A 15,548-nucleotide genomic window follows, 5' to 3' on the forward strand; every position below is an offset into this window, starting at 1 on the left:
ATTTCATAAGGTCCTTCTTGCTTTTAAAAATTTATTCTGAAAACTTGATTTTTATTTCATTAGAATGTATTATTATGACAACAAGTTGTGACGTGGAAAAGTAGAATAACTTATCTTTCAGAGAGGTGTTGTTTGGTGAAAAATACTAGATAAGTTATATCGAACAATCACCACTGAGCTACAAGGCCCAACAGAGTAAGCCTTGCCGGGAACTCCCGTTACAGAGTTATTCATTATGAATTGAGTGCATCAATAGATGAAAAGGAGTGGTACCGCGGGGATTATTCTATCTCTCGTCTCTTTGCTAAGGGCAAGGAGGCGGGAGTTTTTTTGTTGCAAAAATTATATTATAGAAAAGAGGAATTATGAAATACGAATTTATAAAAAGGGAAAATTTGAAAGAAAAACCACATGGATCACTAGGCTTTGGAAAATATTTTACAGATTATATGTTTTCTATGGACTATACCGACGAAGTAGGCTGGCATGATATGAAGATTCTTCCTTATGGGGATGTTAATTTGAATCCAGCTACAATGGTTCTACACTATGCTCAGGAAACATTTGAGGGCCTAAAAGCCTATAGGGGGGCTGATGGAAAGGTATATTTATTCAGACCAGAGATGAACGCTAGAAGATTTATCAATTCTAACAAGAGGATGTGCATGCCAATTGTCCCTGAAGACTTATTTATAGGAGCTATCGAGGAGCTTGTAAAAGTTGAAGAAGCTTGGATTCCAGAAAAAGAAGGAGAAAGTTTATATATCAGACCATTTATGTTTGCTAACGAAACATCAGTTGGTGTTCATGTGGCAAAAACCTACAAATTTTTAATCATAGCATCTCCTGTAGGAGCCTATTATCCACAAGGAATCGATCCTGTAAAAATATATGTAGAGGATGAATATGTTAGAGCAAGTCCTGGAGGAACAGGCTTTGTAAAATGCGGTGGAAATTATGCTGCAAGTCTTATAGGTCAAGCTAAGGCAGAAGAACTAGGCTATACCCAAGTCCTATGGCTAGATGGTGTTCATAGAAGATATGTAGAAGAAGTTGGCTCAATGAATGCTATGTTTGTAATAGATGGAAAAGTCATTACAGCTCCTATCGAAGGAACAGTTCTTCCTGGAGTAACTCGTGATTCCATCCTAAAGCTCCTAGAAGAATATGGCTATGAGGTCGTAGAAAAGCATCTTTCTATTGATGAACTTATTGAGGCAGCAAGGAGTAAAAAACTAACAGAAGCCTTTGGAACGGGAACTGCTGCAGTAATATCTCCAATAGGTGAGCTTTATTATAAGGGTGAGAAAGTCCAAGTCAATGATTTTAAGACAGGCAATCTTACCCACAGACTCTACAAGGACCTAACAGATATCCAATGGGCAAAGGTAGAAGATAAGTACGCTTGGAGAAGAGAAGTAAAATAAAAAAATACTGGATAAAAAAAGTAGTTGAGAAATTTACTCAGCTACTTTTTTAAAATATGAATTTTATAGAAAATCCTTAGGATAATTGTAAGACTTATCCCTTGCCAGTCATCTTGGAGGAGATATGTCTATAAATTAAATCTTTTTAATTATTTGTATCACTAGCCTCATCATTGTTGTTAAAGGCTTTCATGATAGAATCGAAAATTGATCTAAAAAACTCCATTATCTTATCCCAAAGACCACTATCCTTGGCTTCTTGGGCAACCTTATTGATACTATCCTTGTTATCTTCGTAGAATTTGCCGGCCTTTTGTGTTATATCACCAGCAAGCTTAGTAAGATTTTCCTTAACCTCGGCACTGTCTATTGCAGAAGTGTTTTGGTAGTTTTCGAAGTAGTTGACAAGAATTTGAATGTTATTATTGGATAAGATATCTCCCATATTTACATTGTTAAGGGCATCTTTAATATAGACAGCAATTTGGTCTGATGAGGCATTCTCGCCAGTTTTTTTCTTGTTTTCGGCAAGTTTTTGTTTTACATCTATTACTACCTTATCGAGTTTTTTGCTATCGAACTTATCCTTACCTTCATTTTCTTTGGCGACAGAAGATACAGTTTCAAGCTCTTCTTGGGCAGTTTGAGTTCTCTTGCTATCAAGCTTTACTCCACGCAACTCTTCTGATTTGTAGACTCCGACTAGGGCTGATTCACCTGTTACAGGCTTTGGGCTTGCAACGAGAATATCTGCACCAGTAATTCCTGCTGTAATGGCAGCATTAGTGTATTGACCTTCAGTTATCTCTGTTATATTTTCAGGAGTTTTAATCTTTACTGAAATCCCCTTAGACTTTCCGTGTCTTTTTACATAGACAGACGAAATCATATTTGAATCAGCTGTTGAATAGCCGAGATATTTTTCAAGATCTGAGCCATCAACACGAGAAACATTTACATCATCTGCTACATCCATAGCCTTATCGACTAAATTTATCTGATCGTCATTTAGGGCTACACCATATATTACATCATCCTTATTCTTATCAAAGTCACTAGCCATAGCGACCTGAGGAAGAAAGATTGCAAGTGTTAATAGCCCTGCCAAAATTTTCTTAACCATATTATCTCCTATAGACTCTCAATTTTTTCTATAATTGGACTTAACTCTTTCATATCAATATCTTCGCAAAGACCTGAGTCGATTTTTTCTGCTATTTGTGGGTCGATTGGAAGCTTGGCTATGCAAGTTATGTCGTATTTTTCAGCTACTTCGCTAAGATTGCTCTTGCCGAAGATTTGATGGACACTTCCGCAATCAGGACATTTGAAATATGACATATTCTCAACAAGACCTATGATGTTTTTGCCCATCATCTTGGCCATCTTGATTGATTTTTCTACAACCATCTCTACCAAGCCTTGAGGGGTAGCTACAGCTACTACACCATCTATTGGTAAAGATTGGAAAACTGTAAGTGGCACGTCAGCAGTTCCTGGAGGCATATCTACTATCATATAGTCGATTTCTCCCCAGTCTACATCTGTGTAAAATTGTTTTAGGACATTGGTAACTATTGATGATCTCCAAATAACTGGATCAGTTTTTTCACGTAGAATCATATTTACAGAAATAAGCTTTATACCATCACGACTTATGGCTGGATACATTAGCCCTTCCTTTGTGCCCCTAACAGCTTCATCAATACCAAAGGCTTCTGCCATAGATGGACCTGTAATATCAGCATCAAAGACTGCTACCTTGTAGCCTTTTTTGTTAAGGCTATTTGCAAGAAGGGCTGAAACAGAAGACTTTCCAACGCCTCCCTTACCACTCATTACAGCTATTACCTTCTTGATTGAAGAACCTTCGTGGACTTTGATTTTGAATTTATCTAAATTAATATTTTTCTTTTGCATGTTCTCTCCTTTTCTAAGCACCTGTACTTTCGCAGATGTAGGAATATTATACTTTCAATTTATCATATGTTAAGCCGATAAGCTTAGAGAAGAAAGATTCATTCATAAAGGGGAGGGTACTTGCACTTATTTTCATAGGGGGGACCTAATTGTTCGTGGGAATTACTTATATTAAGAAAAATTCTATTGAAACGTAAATTTTCTCCCCTCCTATGAGTCCAAGGATAGTAAGAATAATAGTAAGTTAAGCCCGGATCATCCTTATAGTTTGCTACAATCTTATAGCCACCATTCTTATAATCCCTAAAGACTTCTTCACTTTCTATATTTTCTTCACCAATTCCTTGGGCACTTCTATAATCCTTATAGGCCCTTAGGGCAAGCTTCCTTTCTACAGGATATATAAATATTAAGATTATTGCAAGAAAGACCAAGATCGCCAACAAAAATTTTTTCTTTTTCATAAGTCCTCCTTTTCTAATATTATAGGACGAAGTCAAATTATTTCTAGGATTAAACTTAATCAATGAAATATTTGGGCATAGAAAAACTCCAAGATCCTTCTTCCGATTTTGGAGCTTTGTTCTAATTTTGTATAAGATTTTAGTTTATTAATTAAATTTTTATAATTTATATTCCTTATCCCTCTTCCAAACGGGATCTTCTATACCTTGGGCAAGTTGGCTTTGATAGTCGCTTAAAACCATTTTTACATCTTTAAAGAGCAAGAATAAACTTATTACATTTATAAATACTACAATTCCAACGAAGACGTCTATAAAGCCCCAAACAAGTTTTAGATCCATTTGAGTGGCAATAAGAAACATGATGAAGGCTATTATCCTATAAATCCAAAGAGGAACTTTATATTTATCTTTAAAGATAAATACAATATTGCTTTCACCATAAAAGAGGTCGGCTATTAGAGTTGTAAAGCCAAACATAAACATGGCAAAAAACACTAGCCATCTACCTGAAACTCCCATAATACTTTCGAAGGCATCTTGGACAAGGGTAATACCTGCTCCATTAGCCGGATCTCCCACAACTCCTGTTAAAAGTAGGGCGAAAGCAGAAAGGGAACAAATTATAATTGTTGTAACAAAAGTTCCGAACATTCCAAGAAAGCCTTGTTCAGCAGGATGCTTTACATCTGCTGATGCATGCATAATACCTGCGATTCCATTACCTGCATCATTCGAAAATAAACCACGAGCGACCCCTTGCCTAAAAGCTTCCATGACTGTATGGCCTAGCATACCAGCAAAGGCTGCTTGAGGAAGGAAGGCACTCCTGAAAATCATAGCAATAACAGAAGGAAATTTACTTATGTTTGTAAAAACAATAATTAAAACTACAACTATATAGCTAAGAGCCATCAAAGGAACAACCTTTGAAGAAAAATCAGTAAGTCTTTTTATACCGCCTATAGTTATGATGAAAGCAGCAATTGTAACTATTATGCCTGGGATTATTGGATTAAGATCCAAAACACCTGTAAAGGCTTGGCTTATCGAGTTTGATTGCATGAAGGCAATACAAAGACCAACGCCTAGTATGTAGAAAAATGCTGTAAATATTCCAAAACTACGAGACTTCAAACCAAATTGCACATAATATGCAGGTCCGCCCCTATAAGAGCCATCCTTTAATTTGACCCTATATAATTGACCTAAAACAGTTTCTGCAAAAGTAATTACCATACCCAAGATAGCAGTAACCCACATCCAAAAAATTGCACCAGGTCCACCAAAACAAATAGCAGTTGCAACACCAACAAGAGAGCCTGTTCCAACTTGTCCACCAACTGCTGTAGCAAGAGCAGCAAAGCCGCTTACTCCATCATCGTTTTTTAGGTTTTTCTTTATAACCTTTTTTATCAAATGCGCATGTCTAAATTGTGGAAAGCCAAGTCTTATGGAATAGTAAAGGCCTACTGCCAATAGCACATATCCAATTACATTGGACCACATAAAATCTGCGACTTTTAAAATTATATCCATATTTCCCCCTTCTAAAACTGAAATACCAATATAGTATAATAAATAACAAAGAAAAATTCAAGTTTTTTATAAAGGGTCTAATTAGTAAGGCTTCCTTCGCTATATAAAAATAAGACTTATAATTTGGTGATTTATCCCTCTTGTTGAAGTATGATGAAACTAATGTATTCATTTGAATTATGAAAGGATTATTATGACTGAGAAAAAAACTTACTATATAACAACTCCGATATATTACCCAAATTCTAACTTACATATCGGAAATACCTATACATCAGTGATAGCTGATGTGCTAAAAAGATATAAAAATCTCCTTGGCTATGATACTTTCCTAACTACAGGAACTGACGAGCATGGTCAAAAGATTATGAAAAGTGCCCAAGATGCTGGAGTTAACCCTCAAGCTTTCGTTGATAAAATTGCTTCTGAGACAATTGAGCTTTGGAAAAAACTTGAGATTGACTATGATCGTTTCATTAGGTCAACTGAGAAGCAACACGAAGAAGACGTTAAAAATATTTTTACTAAACTTTATGAACAAGGTGATATTTACAAGGGTGAGTACAAGGGATATTATTGTACTCCTTGCGAGACTTTTTGGACTGAAGCTCAACTTGAAGATGGCAAGTGCCCTGATTGTGGAAGGGATGTAGACTATCAAGAAGAAGAAACATATTTCTTTAGACTTTCCAAATACACAGACAGGCTAAAAGAGCTTTTCAAAGACCACCCAGAGTTTCTTGAACCAGCCTTTAGGCAAAAAGAAATGCTTAACAACTTTATAGACAAGGGTCTATCCGACCTTTCTGTAACTAGAAATTCCTTTGACTGGGGAGTAGATGTTCCTTTTGATAATGAGCATGTTGTTTACGTTTGGATTGATGCCCTATCTTGCTATCTTTCTGCTATAGGCTTCGGGGATGATAAGGAAAAATTTGAGAAATATTGGCCAGCCGGAGTCCATCTAATTGGTAAGGATATAGTAAGATTTCATACTATAATATGGCCAGCCCTCTTGATGGCCCTAGACCTTCCTCTACCAGAGAAAGTTTTCGCCCATGGTTGGATTCTCTTTGATAATGACAAGATGAGTAAGTCCAAGGGTAATATCATGTATCCAGAACCACTGGTAGACCTTTATGGGGTTGATGCTCTTAAATTCTTCATGCTTCGTGAATTTAACTTCGGCTCTGACGGCAACTTCTCAGCCAAGAAATTCATGGAAAGATATAATTCTGACCTTGTAAATGACCTAGGAAATCTTGTTTCAAGAACTACTTCAATGATTGATAAGTACAATGGTGGAGTTGTTAGAAAGGGAACAGTTTCTGATAGCTTTGATGATGAGTTAATAGCTCTTTCTAGAGAGACTTACAGCAAGTTTAACAAGCTTATGGATGAGTTTAACTTTAACGCAGCCATCGAAGCCATATGGGTACTTATTCGTCGTGCCAACAAGTATGTAGATGAAACAGAACCATGGATTTTAGGCCGCGATGAGGCTAATAAAGAAAGGCTTGACAGAGTCTTATACAACCTTGCTGAAACTATTAGAATTGTAGCCCAATTAATCGAGCCAGTTATGAAAAATACTACAAGAGAAATCCTAGAAAAAATCGGCACAGACAACAAGGGTTTTGAGTCAGCTGGAAAGTTTGGACTTCTTGAAGAAAATGCCAGAGTATCTAAGGGCAAGAACCTCTTCGATAGACTTGATATTGACAAGGAACTTGTAAGACTTCATGATGCCAATGGTGCACTTATCGAACAAAGACTAAAGAAAAATGCAAAAGAAGAAAAAGAAGAATTTATAGATTTCGAAGATTTTACTAAGGTAAACTTGGTTGTAGGAAAAATCTTAGAAGCCCAAAACCACCCAGATGCTGACAAGCTTTTGGTATTTAAGGTTGACATTGGAGAAGCTGAGCCAAGGACAATTATATCTGGCATCAAAAAATGGTATAAGGCAGAAGACTTGATAGGCAGAAACGTAATAGTTGTTAAAAATCTCGCCCCAAGAAAGATGCGTGGTATTGAATCTCAAGGCATGCTTTTGGCGGCAGATTTCGATAATGACCTAACTCTCCTATCAACCCTCACAGACATCAAGCCAGGAAGTAAGGTAAGTTAATGGCTTTAATAGACACCCACGCCCATCTAACAGATAAGGCTTTCGATTGTGACAGGCTCTTTATTATTAAGGACCTGTCCAATTTTAATATTAAAGCTCTAATAAATCCTGGCTGTAACATCCACGATTCAAAGATGGCGGTAGACCTTGCCCAAAAATTTGACAACTTCTATGCCCAAGTCGGCATCCACCCAGAAGAAATTGAAACTATGGGAGGAGATGACCTAGAAATTATAGAAAAGCTAGCCCAAAATCCAAAAGTCGTAGCTATTGGAGAGATTGGCCTTGATTATTACTGGCGTGATGATAATAAAGATAAGCAAAAAGAAATCTTTATAAAGCAACTAGAAATCGCAAGAAAGCTAAAGCTTCCAGTTGTAGTCCACACGAGAAATGTTGGTGAAGATGCCTTAGAGATTTTAAAGGCTTATAGGGATTTAAAAATTCAAATCCACTGCTTTTCTGAAAGCTTGGATCTTTTAGATAAGTATATGGAGCTTGGCTGTTATATTTCAATAGGTGGGGTTGTGACCTTTTCTAATGGAGAAAATGAGAAGCTTGCTGCAAGCCATGTCGATATCAATAGGCTTATGCTTGAAACAGACAGCCCATATCTAACACCAGAGCCTTATAGGGGTCTTAGAAATGATCCTAGAAAGATAATAGAAGTTGCTCGTGAGATTGCTAACCTTAGAGGAATGAAGCTTAAAAAATTAGAAAAAAAGACAAGTAAGAATGCAGAGGAATTTTTTGCCTTATGATTAAAGAAACAATAGTAGTAGAAGGAAAAGATGATATAGCCAATGTCAAAAGGGCGGTAGAGTGTGAGATGATTGCAACAAATGGCCTTGCCTTTGGCATAGACCTAATAGAAAGGCTAAAAGTCATAAACGACAGGTGTGGGATAATTATTCTAACTGATCCTGACTATGCAGGAAAAAAGATTAGGGCAAGGATTGCGGGGCACATACCCACTGCCAAGCACGCCTATATAGACAGAAAAAAAGCTATCAAGAAAAACGACCTTGGAGTAGAAAATGCAGAGCCTGAAGTTATAAGAGAGGCTCTAAAAAATGCCAAGGCTGAAATAAGCGAGAAGAGAGAGGTATTTACTATGGCCGATCTCATAAACAATGGACTTTCCTTTGGTAAGGACTCTAGGGATAATAGGGAAAAGCTTGGAGATATGTTAGGAATAGGCTATTACAATGCCAAACAACTCCTATCAAAGCTCAATTCCTTTGCCATAAGTCGAGAAGAATTTGAAAAGGCGGTAGAAAAATTATGAAAAAATTATATTCACCAAAAGTTGTAAAAGATATAATAGATTTTTATAACTTTAGATTTTCCAAATCGCTCGGCCAAAATTTTCTTGTAGATAAAAATTTCGTAGAAAAAATCGTAGATAGAGCAGATGTTAAAGATACAAATGTCCTAGAAATCGGACCAGGGATAGGAACAATAACCTATGAGATGGCAAAATCAGCAAGGAAAGTTGTAGCCATAGAAATCGACAGTGCCCTTCTTCCAATCATTGAAGAAAATATGGAAGAGTTTGATAACTTTAAGCTAATCCACGAGGATATCTTAAAGGCTAATTTAGAAAAAATAGTTGAGGAAGAATTTTCTGGAGAAGCCTTCAAAGTTGTAAGCAATCTCCCATACTATATCACAACCCCTATAATAGAAAAACTTGTTACAAGCAAATTGCCTTGCACAGATATGACTATTATGGTTCAAAAAGAAGTTGCTGATAGGATGCTTGCTACAGAAAAGGATAAGGAATACTCATCGCTTTCTGTATTTATAAAATATTTCTCTAAGGCAGAAAAAATCACAAACGTGCCTAAGTCCGTCTTTATGCCCCAGCCTAAAATCGACTCAACCGTACTTAAACTAAAGCTTAGAAAGTATAGGGACGATGTAGATGAGTCTAAGCTTTTTGCCCTAGTTCACGCAGGCTTTAACAAGAGGAGAAAGACTATCCTAAATTCCCTAGCTGATGCAGTAGATAAAGAGAAATTGAGATTAGCCTTTGATAAACTGGGTATAAATGAAAAGCTAAGGGCAGAGAATTTGTCCCTAGATGATTTTATTGATTTGACAAAAACAATTGAGACTCTATAATTATTGGGTATATATAGAAAACGGAGGATAATATGGCAGATATTAAAATTTATACATCAAACACTTGTGTTTTCTGCAAGGCAGCAAAACAATATTTCAATGAAAAAGGAATCGAATTTACTGAAATGAATGTCGACAAAGACAAGGAAGCAGTAGATTATCTTGTTAGCAAGGGCTATCGTGGAGTACCTGTTATTAACATCGACGGGGAAGACATAGTAGGCTTCGACAAGGAAGCAATAGAAGCAAAACTTAATAAGTAATTATAGGAGCAAGGCTGGAGACGGCTTTGTTTTTTATGCCTTATAAATTGTATAGACAAAAGCCACACATAACTGTATAATTTAAAAAAGGAGATTTTATGGAAAAGACAGCCAAGATTAATATTAGGATTAAACCAGAAGTTAAGGATGAAGCTGAAGATATTCTAAGAAAGTTAGGAATCGCACCTTCAAATGCGATAGATATGTTTTATAGGCAAATTATTTTAAATAAGGGCCTACCTTTTGATCTTAAAATTCCAGAAGAAAAATCCATGGATATTTCAAAAATATCTAAGAAAGAATTAGATGAATTGCTAAAAGAAGGCCTTAAAGACATAGATGATGGCAATATCTACGATGTAGACGAAGTATTTGGTTGATTTAGAAAAATGTTTAAGCTTAAGATAACTGGGAGTGCTAAGGAAGATATTAATAGTATTGAAAGCTATATATCTTTAAATTTATCATCAGATAATATTGCACGTAAAACTATTCTTGATATTAAGAATGCAGTAAAAAGTTTAGAAGTAATGCCTCAAAGACATAGAATATACAAGTCGTCATCCTTAGGAATTGCTATAAGAAGTTTTCCTGTTAGAAACTATTTGATTTTTTATAGTATCGATTTAGATAAAGAAATTGTTTATATTTTAAGAGTCTTATATGCTAAAAGAAATATAGATAAAATATTGTACCAATAGAAGACTAGTTTATCTTGTTTATTAGAATGAGTTAAACTAGTTTTTATTTTCTCACTTAATAATGGTAAAATACATACTTAGAGATAGATAAAAGATTTTTATTTTGAAAGGAAAAATTATTTTGATAAGTTTTGAAGATATTATTTCACACATATCTTACATAGATTATAAAAAAGCAAATGATATAGCCATAGAGGCTATTACAAATGATTCAAGAAAGGCTAATAAGGCGACTGCCTTTGTCGCAATCAGGGGCTCTCTTAGTGATGGCCACGCTTACATAGCTTCCGCTATAAAAAAGGGAGCAAGCCTTATTATTCACACAGAAGATGTAACTTGTGAAGAGGGAATTTCTTATATAAGGGTAAACGACCCTAGGAAGGCCCTAGCTCAAATTTCAAATCTCATCTACGATTTTTCATCCAAAAAGATGGAGCTTGTAGCAGTTACTGGTTCAAATGGCAAGACTACTACATCAAGGCTTATAGCCTTTCTTATGGGAGAGATTTTTGGTGATAGTGCAAGTATCGGAACAAACAATGCTCATGTAGGCGATGAGATAATTCCAACATCAAATACTACTCCAGACATCACTGAAGTAAATAGAATCCTTGCTAAGTGCCTTGAAAAGAACATCCACCACCTAGCCCTTGAGGCTTCAAGCCATGGTCTTGATCAAAAAAGACTTTATGGTCTAGATATAGCTTATGGGATTTTCACTAATCTTTCCGAAGAACATCTAGATTATCACAAGACTATGGATAATTATTTTAAGGCCAAGATGATTTTATTTGAAAATGCAAAAAATACCCTAGCAAATATTGATGATCCATATGGTAAAAGAGCTAAAGAGCTTTTTTCAAAGACTATAACTTTTGCCATAGATGAAGAAAGTGCAGATTATAGGGCCGAAGATATTGTTAAAAAAGACGGTAAAATCACTTTTAAGATTAGGGGAGTAGAATTTGTCCTCAACAAAATTGCTAATTACGAAATATATAATACGCTCGCTGCGGTAGCCTGCCTCAATCAAATGGGAGCTTCTATGGAGGATATTGGAGAAGCTTTTAAGAATTTTAAGGGGATTAAGTCTAGATTTGAATATATAGAAAATGACCTAGGAATAAATATCATCCTAGATTTTGCCCATACGCCTAGAGCCTATGAGGCCCTTTTCGAGTCAGTGCCAAAGGGAAGTAATATAATTGCAGTTTTTGGCATAAATGGGGATAGAAATTCTGAATTTAGAAGGCTAATAGGAAACGCTTGTGGCAAGTATAAGGTCTTTTCTGTCCTTACAACAGATGATCCAAAATTTGATAATGTCGATCATATCAATGAAGAGATAATAGTAGGCCTTGATGAATACAAGGCAGACTATGTTATTAGAAAAGAAAGAAAAGATGCTATGAGATATGCCATCAAAATGGCAAAGCCAGGCGATTATGTTTTTCTTTTAGGAAAGGGCGAGGAGAATTTTATCAAATTTCATGGCAATGAGAAGACCCCTTATAGTGAAAGAGAAACTTTAAGGGAAGTCTTGGAAGAGCTATGAAAGTCTTTGTAATAGGGGCAGGGGTTGCCGGCCTTGCATTTGCATCTTTTGCAGAGGGACTTGACCTTACTGTAATAGATTCTAACGATCAAGCTGGAAGAAAGCTCCTTGCGAGCGGAAATGGTAGGTGCAATTTTACCAATCTAAATTTTTCTCCTTCCTATTATCAAGGGGAAAATCCCGATTTTCCAAAATATGCCCTTGAGAAATTTACTAATGAAGATTTAATAAAATATTTTTCTGACCTAGGGATTGACAGCACGCATCTTCCTAGTGGCAGGTGCTATCCTGCGACTATGGCTGCCAAAACAGTTAGGGATATTTTGTACATAAGTGCTAAGGAAAATGCTAAATTTGTTTTTAATGAAAAAATTGTTGGCATTGATTTAAAAAAGAAGTTAATTGTAAGTGATAGAAATAAATACAAATATGATATCCTAGTCCTTGCAAGCGGAGGAATCACCCTCCCAAATTCAGGTTCTGATGGCTTGATATTAGATATTTTAAAAGATAGGCAGCAAGTTACAAGCCTTACTTATGCTATTACTAATTACAAGACCAAGGAGAAATTATCGAAAAAAGCCAAGGGTACTAGGATAAGAGCCAAGGCGAGCCTTCTTGTCCGTGGAAAATTGATTAAAGAATCAACAGATGATGTAATTTTCCAAACCTATGGCCTTAGTGGAACAGCGATTTTGGATTTGTCTAACCAGATAAGTATAAGTTTAAGCAAAAAGGAAGATCCTCTTGTCCTTATAGATTTCTTTCCGACTTATGGAAGTAAAGACTTAGAAAAAAGGATAAGATTTTTGCTTAATACATATCCTAAAAGAAGTATCTATGAGGTTCTTTTGGGGCTTGTAAATGACAGGCTGATTGATGATATCTTAATTAAGGCTAGGATTGATGTAAACAAGAGGGCAGATGACCTTAGCGATAGGGATATGGCAATGCTTATCAAAATCTTGAAAGAAATGCGTTTTCACATCAAGGATATAAATGATAAGACCAATGCCCAGGTAACGATAGGGGGAATTGATACAAGATTTGTAGATTATAAGACTATGGAGTCAAAAAAATATAAAGATTTATACTTTTGTGGCGAGATCCTAGATGTATCCGGCTCATGTGGGGGGTACAATATACAATGGGCTTTTTCCTCAGCGAAAGTAGCCTGCGAGAAAATAAGGAGTATTAATGTTTAAAATAAATAGAAAATTAAAAGAATTGAAAGACAATGGAGAAAGCATAAAGCTTGCAGTAATAGGCTGTGGCAAGATGGGTTCATCCTTGATAAGCCAATTATCAAAGATGGATGCCATGGAAGTTAAGCTTGTTGTAGAAAGAACTCCACAAAAGGCAATCAAGGCCCTTGTTAATGCTGGAGTTGCTGAAGATAAGATAATATTTACAGATGACTATAACGAAGGCTATGAAGTCTTGGAAAAGGGTTTCGTTTGTGTTTCAACAAACTACAGACTAGCCTATAAGCTTTTGCAGATCAATGCAGTAATAGATTGTACAGGGAACCCTCCATTTGGAGCAGTAATAGCAAGAAAAACTATCCAATACCACAAGCACATGATTACCTTTAACGTAGAATGTGATGCCGTAGTAGGACCTGTCCTTCACGATATGGCAAAAAAGGCGGGAGTTGTTTATACAGGAATCCTCGGCGATGAGCCAGGAGCTATAATCGATCTTGTAGAATACGCCTATGGTATGGGCCTTGAAGTATTAGTTGCAGCAAAGGGTAAGAACAACCCACTAGATAATGATGCAACACCAGAAACTCTCGCAGAAGAAGCAAAGAAAAAAGGCCTATCAGCAAAAATGCTTACAAGCTTTGTAGACGGAACAAACACCATGCTTGAGCTAAACTCAGCAGCCAACGCCCTAGGATTCTTACCAGATACTTTCGGTTGCCACGGTATCGACACAAGCCCAGAAACTGCCGTAGAAGATTTCAAACTAAAGGCAGACGGTGGTAAGCTTTCAAGATATGGAGTTGTAGAATTTTCAAGAGGAATGGCTCCAGGAGTCTTTATAATCGTAACAAGCGATCAAGAAGACGTAAGAGATCTTATGAAGTTCTTAGGCTTTGGTGATGGTCCAAACTATCTAATGTATAGACCTTACCACCTAACAAGTCTTGAAACTCCAATTACAATCTACAAGGCAGTAGTAGAAAATGAAGCTACAATAGTTCCTCTTCATGGTCAAGTAGCAGATACAGTTACAATAGCAAAAAGAGATATAAAGGCTGGAGAAAAGCTTGAAGGAGTTGGCTCAAGAACTGTTTTTGGAAAACTAACAAGCCATGCCAGAAGCCTAACAGAAGACCTCTTGCCAATAGCCTTAATCACAGACAAATCAAGAGCTATTAAAGATATCAAAAAGGGAACAGTAATAGACATGTCCATGGTAGAGCTTGACGAAAAAGCAACTATCACAAGACTAAGAAGAAGACAAAACTCAATGAAATTGTAAAAAAGAGGCCGATTGTTCTAGGACAATCGGTCTTTTTGAATGCTTATTTCTATAATAGAATATTAAAACTTAAAGTGTTTGGTATAATTTGTTTTTCACCTTATAAATTATAATTTGGAGTTAAAATATTATAAAAATATAAAAACACCTGATATAATTATAATGTTACTATCCCTATACTGGTAACAGTAAGGGGGCGTTCAAAATGAAAAAGCTACTTTCTTTCTCAATAGCCGTCATGGTAGATGTAACTAGTCACTGCATTTGCAAATGGTTAGACAGATTAATACAAAAGTTAGAAAACAGAAAAGATAGTAACTAGCCAAATAAAAAAAGACAGGAGTATGTTAGGCTCTCCTGTCTTTTTTGCGTCCAAAATGGAACTACTTTCTTTCTAGTCGCGTATATTATACAGCATATTGGTTGAAAGTGCAATAGAATTATTTTTACAATACTTTTGTTAAGCTAATCAACTATTAGCAATTAAACAATTTTAGATACTTACCATAGCCTTCTTCTTCCATCTTTTCTTTGGGAATAAATCTAAGGCTTGCTCCATTTATGCAATACCTAAGCCCTCCCCTATCAGCTGGGCCGTCAGAAAAGACGTGGCCTAGGTGGCTGTCTGCCTCCCTACTTCTTACTTCGGTACGAATCATACCATGACTTAAATCCACTTCTTCTTTAATTTCACTATCATCAAGGGCCTTAGTAAAGGAAGGCCAGCCACATCCTGCATCGTACTTATCTCTTGATGAGAAAAGGGCATCTCCACTTACTATATCTACATAGATTCCCTCTTCATAAAAGTTGTCATAGACAGAAGAAAAGGGTCTTTCTGTTGCATTTTCTTGGGTAACCCTGTAGGGGATATCGCTTAATCTATTTTTCAAATCTTTTTTGTCGTAGGTCATAAAAATTCCTTTCTTAA

At 36.1% G+C, this 15,548-nt stretch carries 16 protein-coding genes and 1 other annotated feature; of the genes, 11 read left to right on the forward strand and 5 right to left on the reverse strand.

Features of this window, described 5'->3' with window-relative positions; genetic code table 11:
* The first annotated feature begins 78 nt into the window (after positions 1 to 78).
* Positions 79 to 304 (forward strand) — a binding site (T-box leader).
* Between the two features lie 61 nt (positions 305 to 365).
* Entirely contained in the window at positions 366 to 1,427 is a 1,062-nt protein-coding gene (locus tag P6936_RS01430) for a branched-chain amino acid aminotransferase (RefSeq protein ID WP_276880627.1), read from the forward strand.
* Between the two features lie 145 nt (positions 1,428 to 1,572).
* Here the strand turns inward: P6936_RS01430 and P6936_RS01435 are convergent, their stop codons facing one another.
* The 4 genes from P6936_RS01435 to P6936_RS01450 all read right to left on the reverse strand — a co-directional run bounded on the left by P6936_RS01435 (position 1,573) and on the right by P6936_RS01450 (position 5,350).
* Positions 1,573 to 2,550: a DUF1002 domain-containing protein gene (locus P6936_RS01435; RefSeq protein WP_004836756.1), complete on the reverse strand. Its 978-nt coding sequence runs from the start codon at positions 2,548 to 2,550 to the stop codon at positions 1,573 to 1,575.
* 8 nt (positions 2,551 to 2,558) lie between these two features.
* Positions 2,559 to 3,347 carry an Mrp/NBP35 family ATP-binding protein gene (locus P6936_RS01440; RefSeq protein WP_197416309.1) on the reverse strand — a complete coding sequence of 263 codons (789 nt, stop codon included), beginning with the start codon at positions 3,345 to 3,347 and terminating at the stop codon, positions 2,559 to 2,561.
* Positions 3,348 to 3,445: 98 nt separating this feature from the next.
* The gene (locus P6936_RS01445; protein WP_276880628.1) at positions 3,446 to 3,811 is read right to left on the reverse strand and encodes a DUF3139 domain-containing protein; all 366 of its coding nucleotides are present in this window, start codon (positions 3,809 to 3,811) and stop codon (positions 3,446 to 3,448) included.
* 159 nt (positions 3,812 to 3,970) lie between these two features.
* Entirely contained in the window at positions 3,971 to 5,350 is a 1,380-nt protein-coding gene (locus P6936_RS01450) for an alanine/glycine:cation symporter family protein (protein ID WP_276880629.1), read from the reverse strand.
* Positions 5,351 to 5,543: 193 nt separating this feature from the next.
* Between P6936_RS01450 and metG the strand changes: the two genes are divergently transcribed.
* The 10 genes from metG (at position 5,544) to P6936_RS01495 (ending at position 14,617) form a co-directional block, all read left to right on the forward strand.
* The gene (gene metG / locus P6936_RS01455; protein ID WP_276880630.1) at positions 5,544 to 7,481 is read left to right on the forward strand and encodes a methionine--tRNA ligase; all 1,938 of its coding nucleotides are present in this window, start codon (positions 5,544 to 5,546) and stop codon (positions 7,479 to 7,481) included.
* Positions 7,481 to 8,242, forward strand: coding sequence for a TatD family hydrolase (locus P6936_RS01460; RefSeq protein WP_276880631.1), 762 nt, complete (start codon positions 7,481 to 7,483; stop codon positions 8,240 to 8,242). Before metG ends, P6936_RS01460 begins: the two co-directional genes overlap by 1 nt.
* A complete protein-coding gene (gene rnmV / locus P6936_RS01465; protein WP_004836762.1) occupies positions 8,239 to 8,769 on the forward strand; it encodes a ribonuclease M5 in 531 nt (176 codons plus the stop codon). Before P6936_RS01460 ends, rnmV begins: the two co-directional genes overlap by 4 nt.
* Entirely contained in the window at positions 8,766 to 9,608 is an 843-nt protein-coding gene (rsmA, locus tag P6936_RS01470; protein WP_276880632.1) for a 16S rRNA (adenine(1518)-N(6)/adenine(1519)-N(6))-dimethyltransferase RsmA, read from the forward strand. The genes rnmV and rsmA overlap by 4 nt, the downstream gene beginning before the upstream one ends.
* Before the next feature lie 32 nt (positions 9,609 to 9,640).
* Complete coding sequence (locus tag P6936_RS01475) at positions 9,641 to 9,871, forward strand: glutaredoxin family protein (protein WP_004836764.1); 231 nt, start codon at positions 9,641 to 9,643, stop codon at positions 9,869 to 9,871.
* A 98-nt stretch (positions 9,872 to 9,969) separates the two neighbouring features.
* Entirely contained in the window at positions 9,970 to 10,251 is a 282-nt protein-coding gene (locus tag P6936_RS01480) for a type II toxin-antitoxin system RelB/DinJ family antitoxin (protein WP_004836765.1), read from the forward strand.
* 9 nt (positions 10,252 to 10,260) lie between these two features.
* Positions 10,261 to 10,572: a type II toxin-antitoxin system RelE/ParE family toxin gene (locus P6936_RS08175; RefSeq protein WP_004836766.1), complete on the forward strand. Its 312-nt coding sequence runs from the start codon at positions 10,261 to 10,263 to the stop codon at positions 10,570 to 10,572.
* A gap of 121 nt (positions 10,573 to 10,693) precedes the next feature.
* Positions 10,694 to 12,127, forward strand: a complete 1,434-nt coding sequence (locus tag P6936_RS01485) for a UDP-N-acetylmuramoyl-L-alanyl-D-glutamate--2,6-diaminopimelate ligase (RefSeq protein WP_276880633.1) — start codon at positions 10,694 to 10,696, stop codon at positions 12,125 to 12,127.
* On the forward strand, positions 12,124 to 13,332 hold the full coding sequence (locus P6936_RS01490) for an aminoacetone oxidase family FAD-binding enzyme (RefSeq protein ID WP_276880634.1): 1,209 nt from the start codon (positions 12,124 to 12,126) through the stop codon (positions 13,330 to 13,332). Before P6936_RS01485 ends, P6936_RS01490 begins: the two co-directional genes overlap by 4 nt.
* Entirely contained in the window at positions 13,325 to 14,617 is a 1,293-nt protein-coding gene (locus P6936_RS01495) for an NAD(P)H-dependent oxidoreductase (protein ID WP_004836769.1), read from the forward strand. Before P6936_RS01490 ends, P6936_RS01495 begins: the two co-directional genes overlap by 8 nt.
* A gap of 476 nt (positions 14,618 to 15,093) precedes the next feature.
* Here the strand turns inward: P6936_RS01495 and msrB are convergent, their stop codons facing one another.
* A complete protein-coding gene (gene msrB, locus P6936_RS01500) occupies positions 15,094 to 15,531 on the reverse strand; it encodes a peptide-methionine (R)-S-oxide reductase MsrB (protein WP_276880635.1) in 438 nt (145 codons plus the stop codon).
* Positions 15,532 to 15,548 lie beyond the last annotated feature (17 nt).

The organism is Anaerococcus tetradius, assembly GCF_947087635.1.
Lineage (GTDB): Bacteria > Bacillota > Clostridia > Tissierellales > Peptoniphilaceae > Anaerococcus > Anaerococcus tetradius.

Bases quoted from the DNA above. Each gene is read 5' to 3' on its own strand.
- msrB (WP_276880635.1), bottom strand. From the start codon at position 15,531: ATGACCTACGACAAAAAAGATTTGAAAAATAGATTAAGCGATATCCCC.
- P6936_RS01460 (WP_276880631.1), top strand. From the start codon at position 7,481: ATGGCTTTAATAGACACCCACGCCCATCTAACAGATAAGGCTTTCGAT.
- P6936_RS01430 (WP_276880627.1), top strand. From the start codon at position 366: ATGAAATACGAATTTATAAAAAGGGAAAATTTGAAAGAAAAACCACAT.
- P6936_RS01435 (WP_004836756.1), bottom strand. From the start codon at position 2,550: ATGGTTAAGAAAATTTTGGCAGGGCTATTAACACTTGCAATCTTTCTT.
- P6936_RS01495 (WP_004836769.1), top strand. From the start codon at position 13,325: ATGTTTAAAATAAATAGAAAATTAAAAGAATTGAAAGACAATGGAGAA.
- P6936_RS01440 (WP_197416309.1), bottom strand. From the start codon at position 3,347: ATGCAAAAGAAAAATATTAATTTAGATAAATTCAAAATCAAAGTCCAC.
- P6936_RS01445 (WP_276880628.1), bottom strand. From the start codon at position 3,811: ATGAAAAAGAAAAAATTTTTGTTGGCGATCTTGGTCTTTCTTGCAATA.
- P6936_RS01490 (WP_276880634.1), top strand. From the start codon at position 12,124: ATGAAAGTCTTTGTAATAGGGGCAGGGGTTGCCGGCCTTGCATTTGCA.
- P6936_RS08175 (WP_004836766.1), top strand. From the start codon at position 10,261: ATGTTTAAGCTTAAGATAACTGGGAGTGCTAAGGAAGATATTAATAGT.
- rnmV (WP_004836762.1), top strand. From the start codon at position 8,239: ATGATTAAAGAAACAATAGTAGTAGAAGGAAAAGATGATATAGCCAAT.
- rsmA (WP_276880632.1), top strand. From the start codon at position 8,766: ATGAAAAAATTATATTCACCAAAAGTTGTAAAAGATATAATAGATTTT.
- metG (WP_276880630.1), top strand. From the start codon at position 5,544: ATGACTGAGAAAAAAACTTACTATATAACAACTCCGATATATTACCCA.
- P6936_RS01480 (WP_004836765.1), top strand. From the start codon at position 9,970: ATGGAAAAGACAGCCAAGATTAATATTAGGATTAAACCAGAAGTTAAG.
- P6936_RS01450 (WP_276880629.1), bottom strand. From the start codon at position 5,350: ATGGATATAATTTTAAAAGTCGCAGATTTTATGTGGTCCAATGTAATT.
- P6936_RS01475 (WP_004836764.1), top strand. From the start codon at position 9,641: ATGGCAGATATTAAAATTTATACATCAAACACTTGTGTTTTCTGCAAG.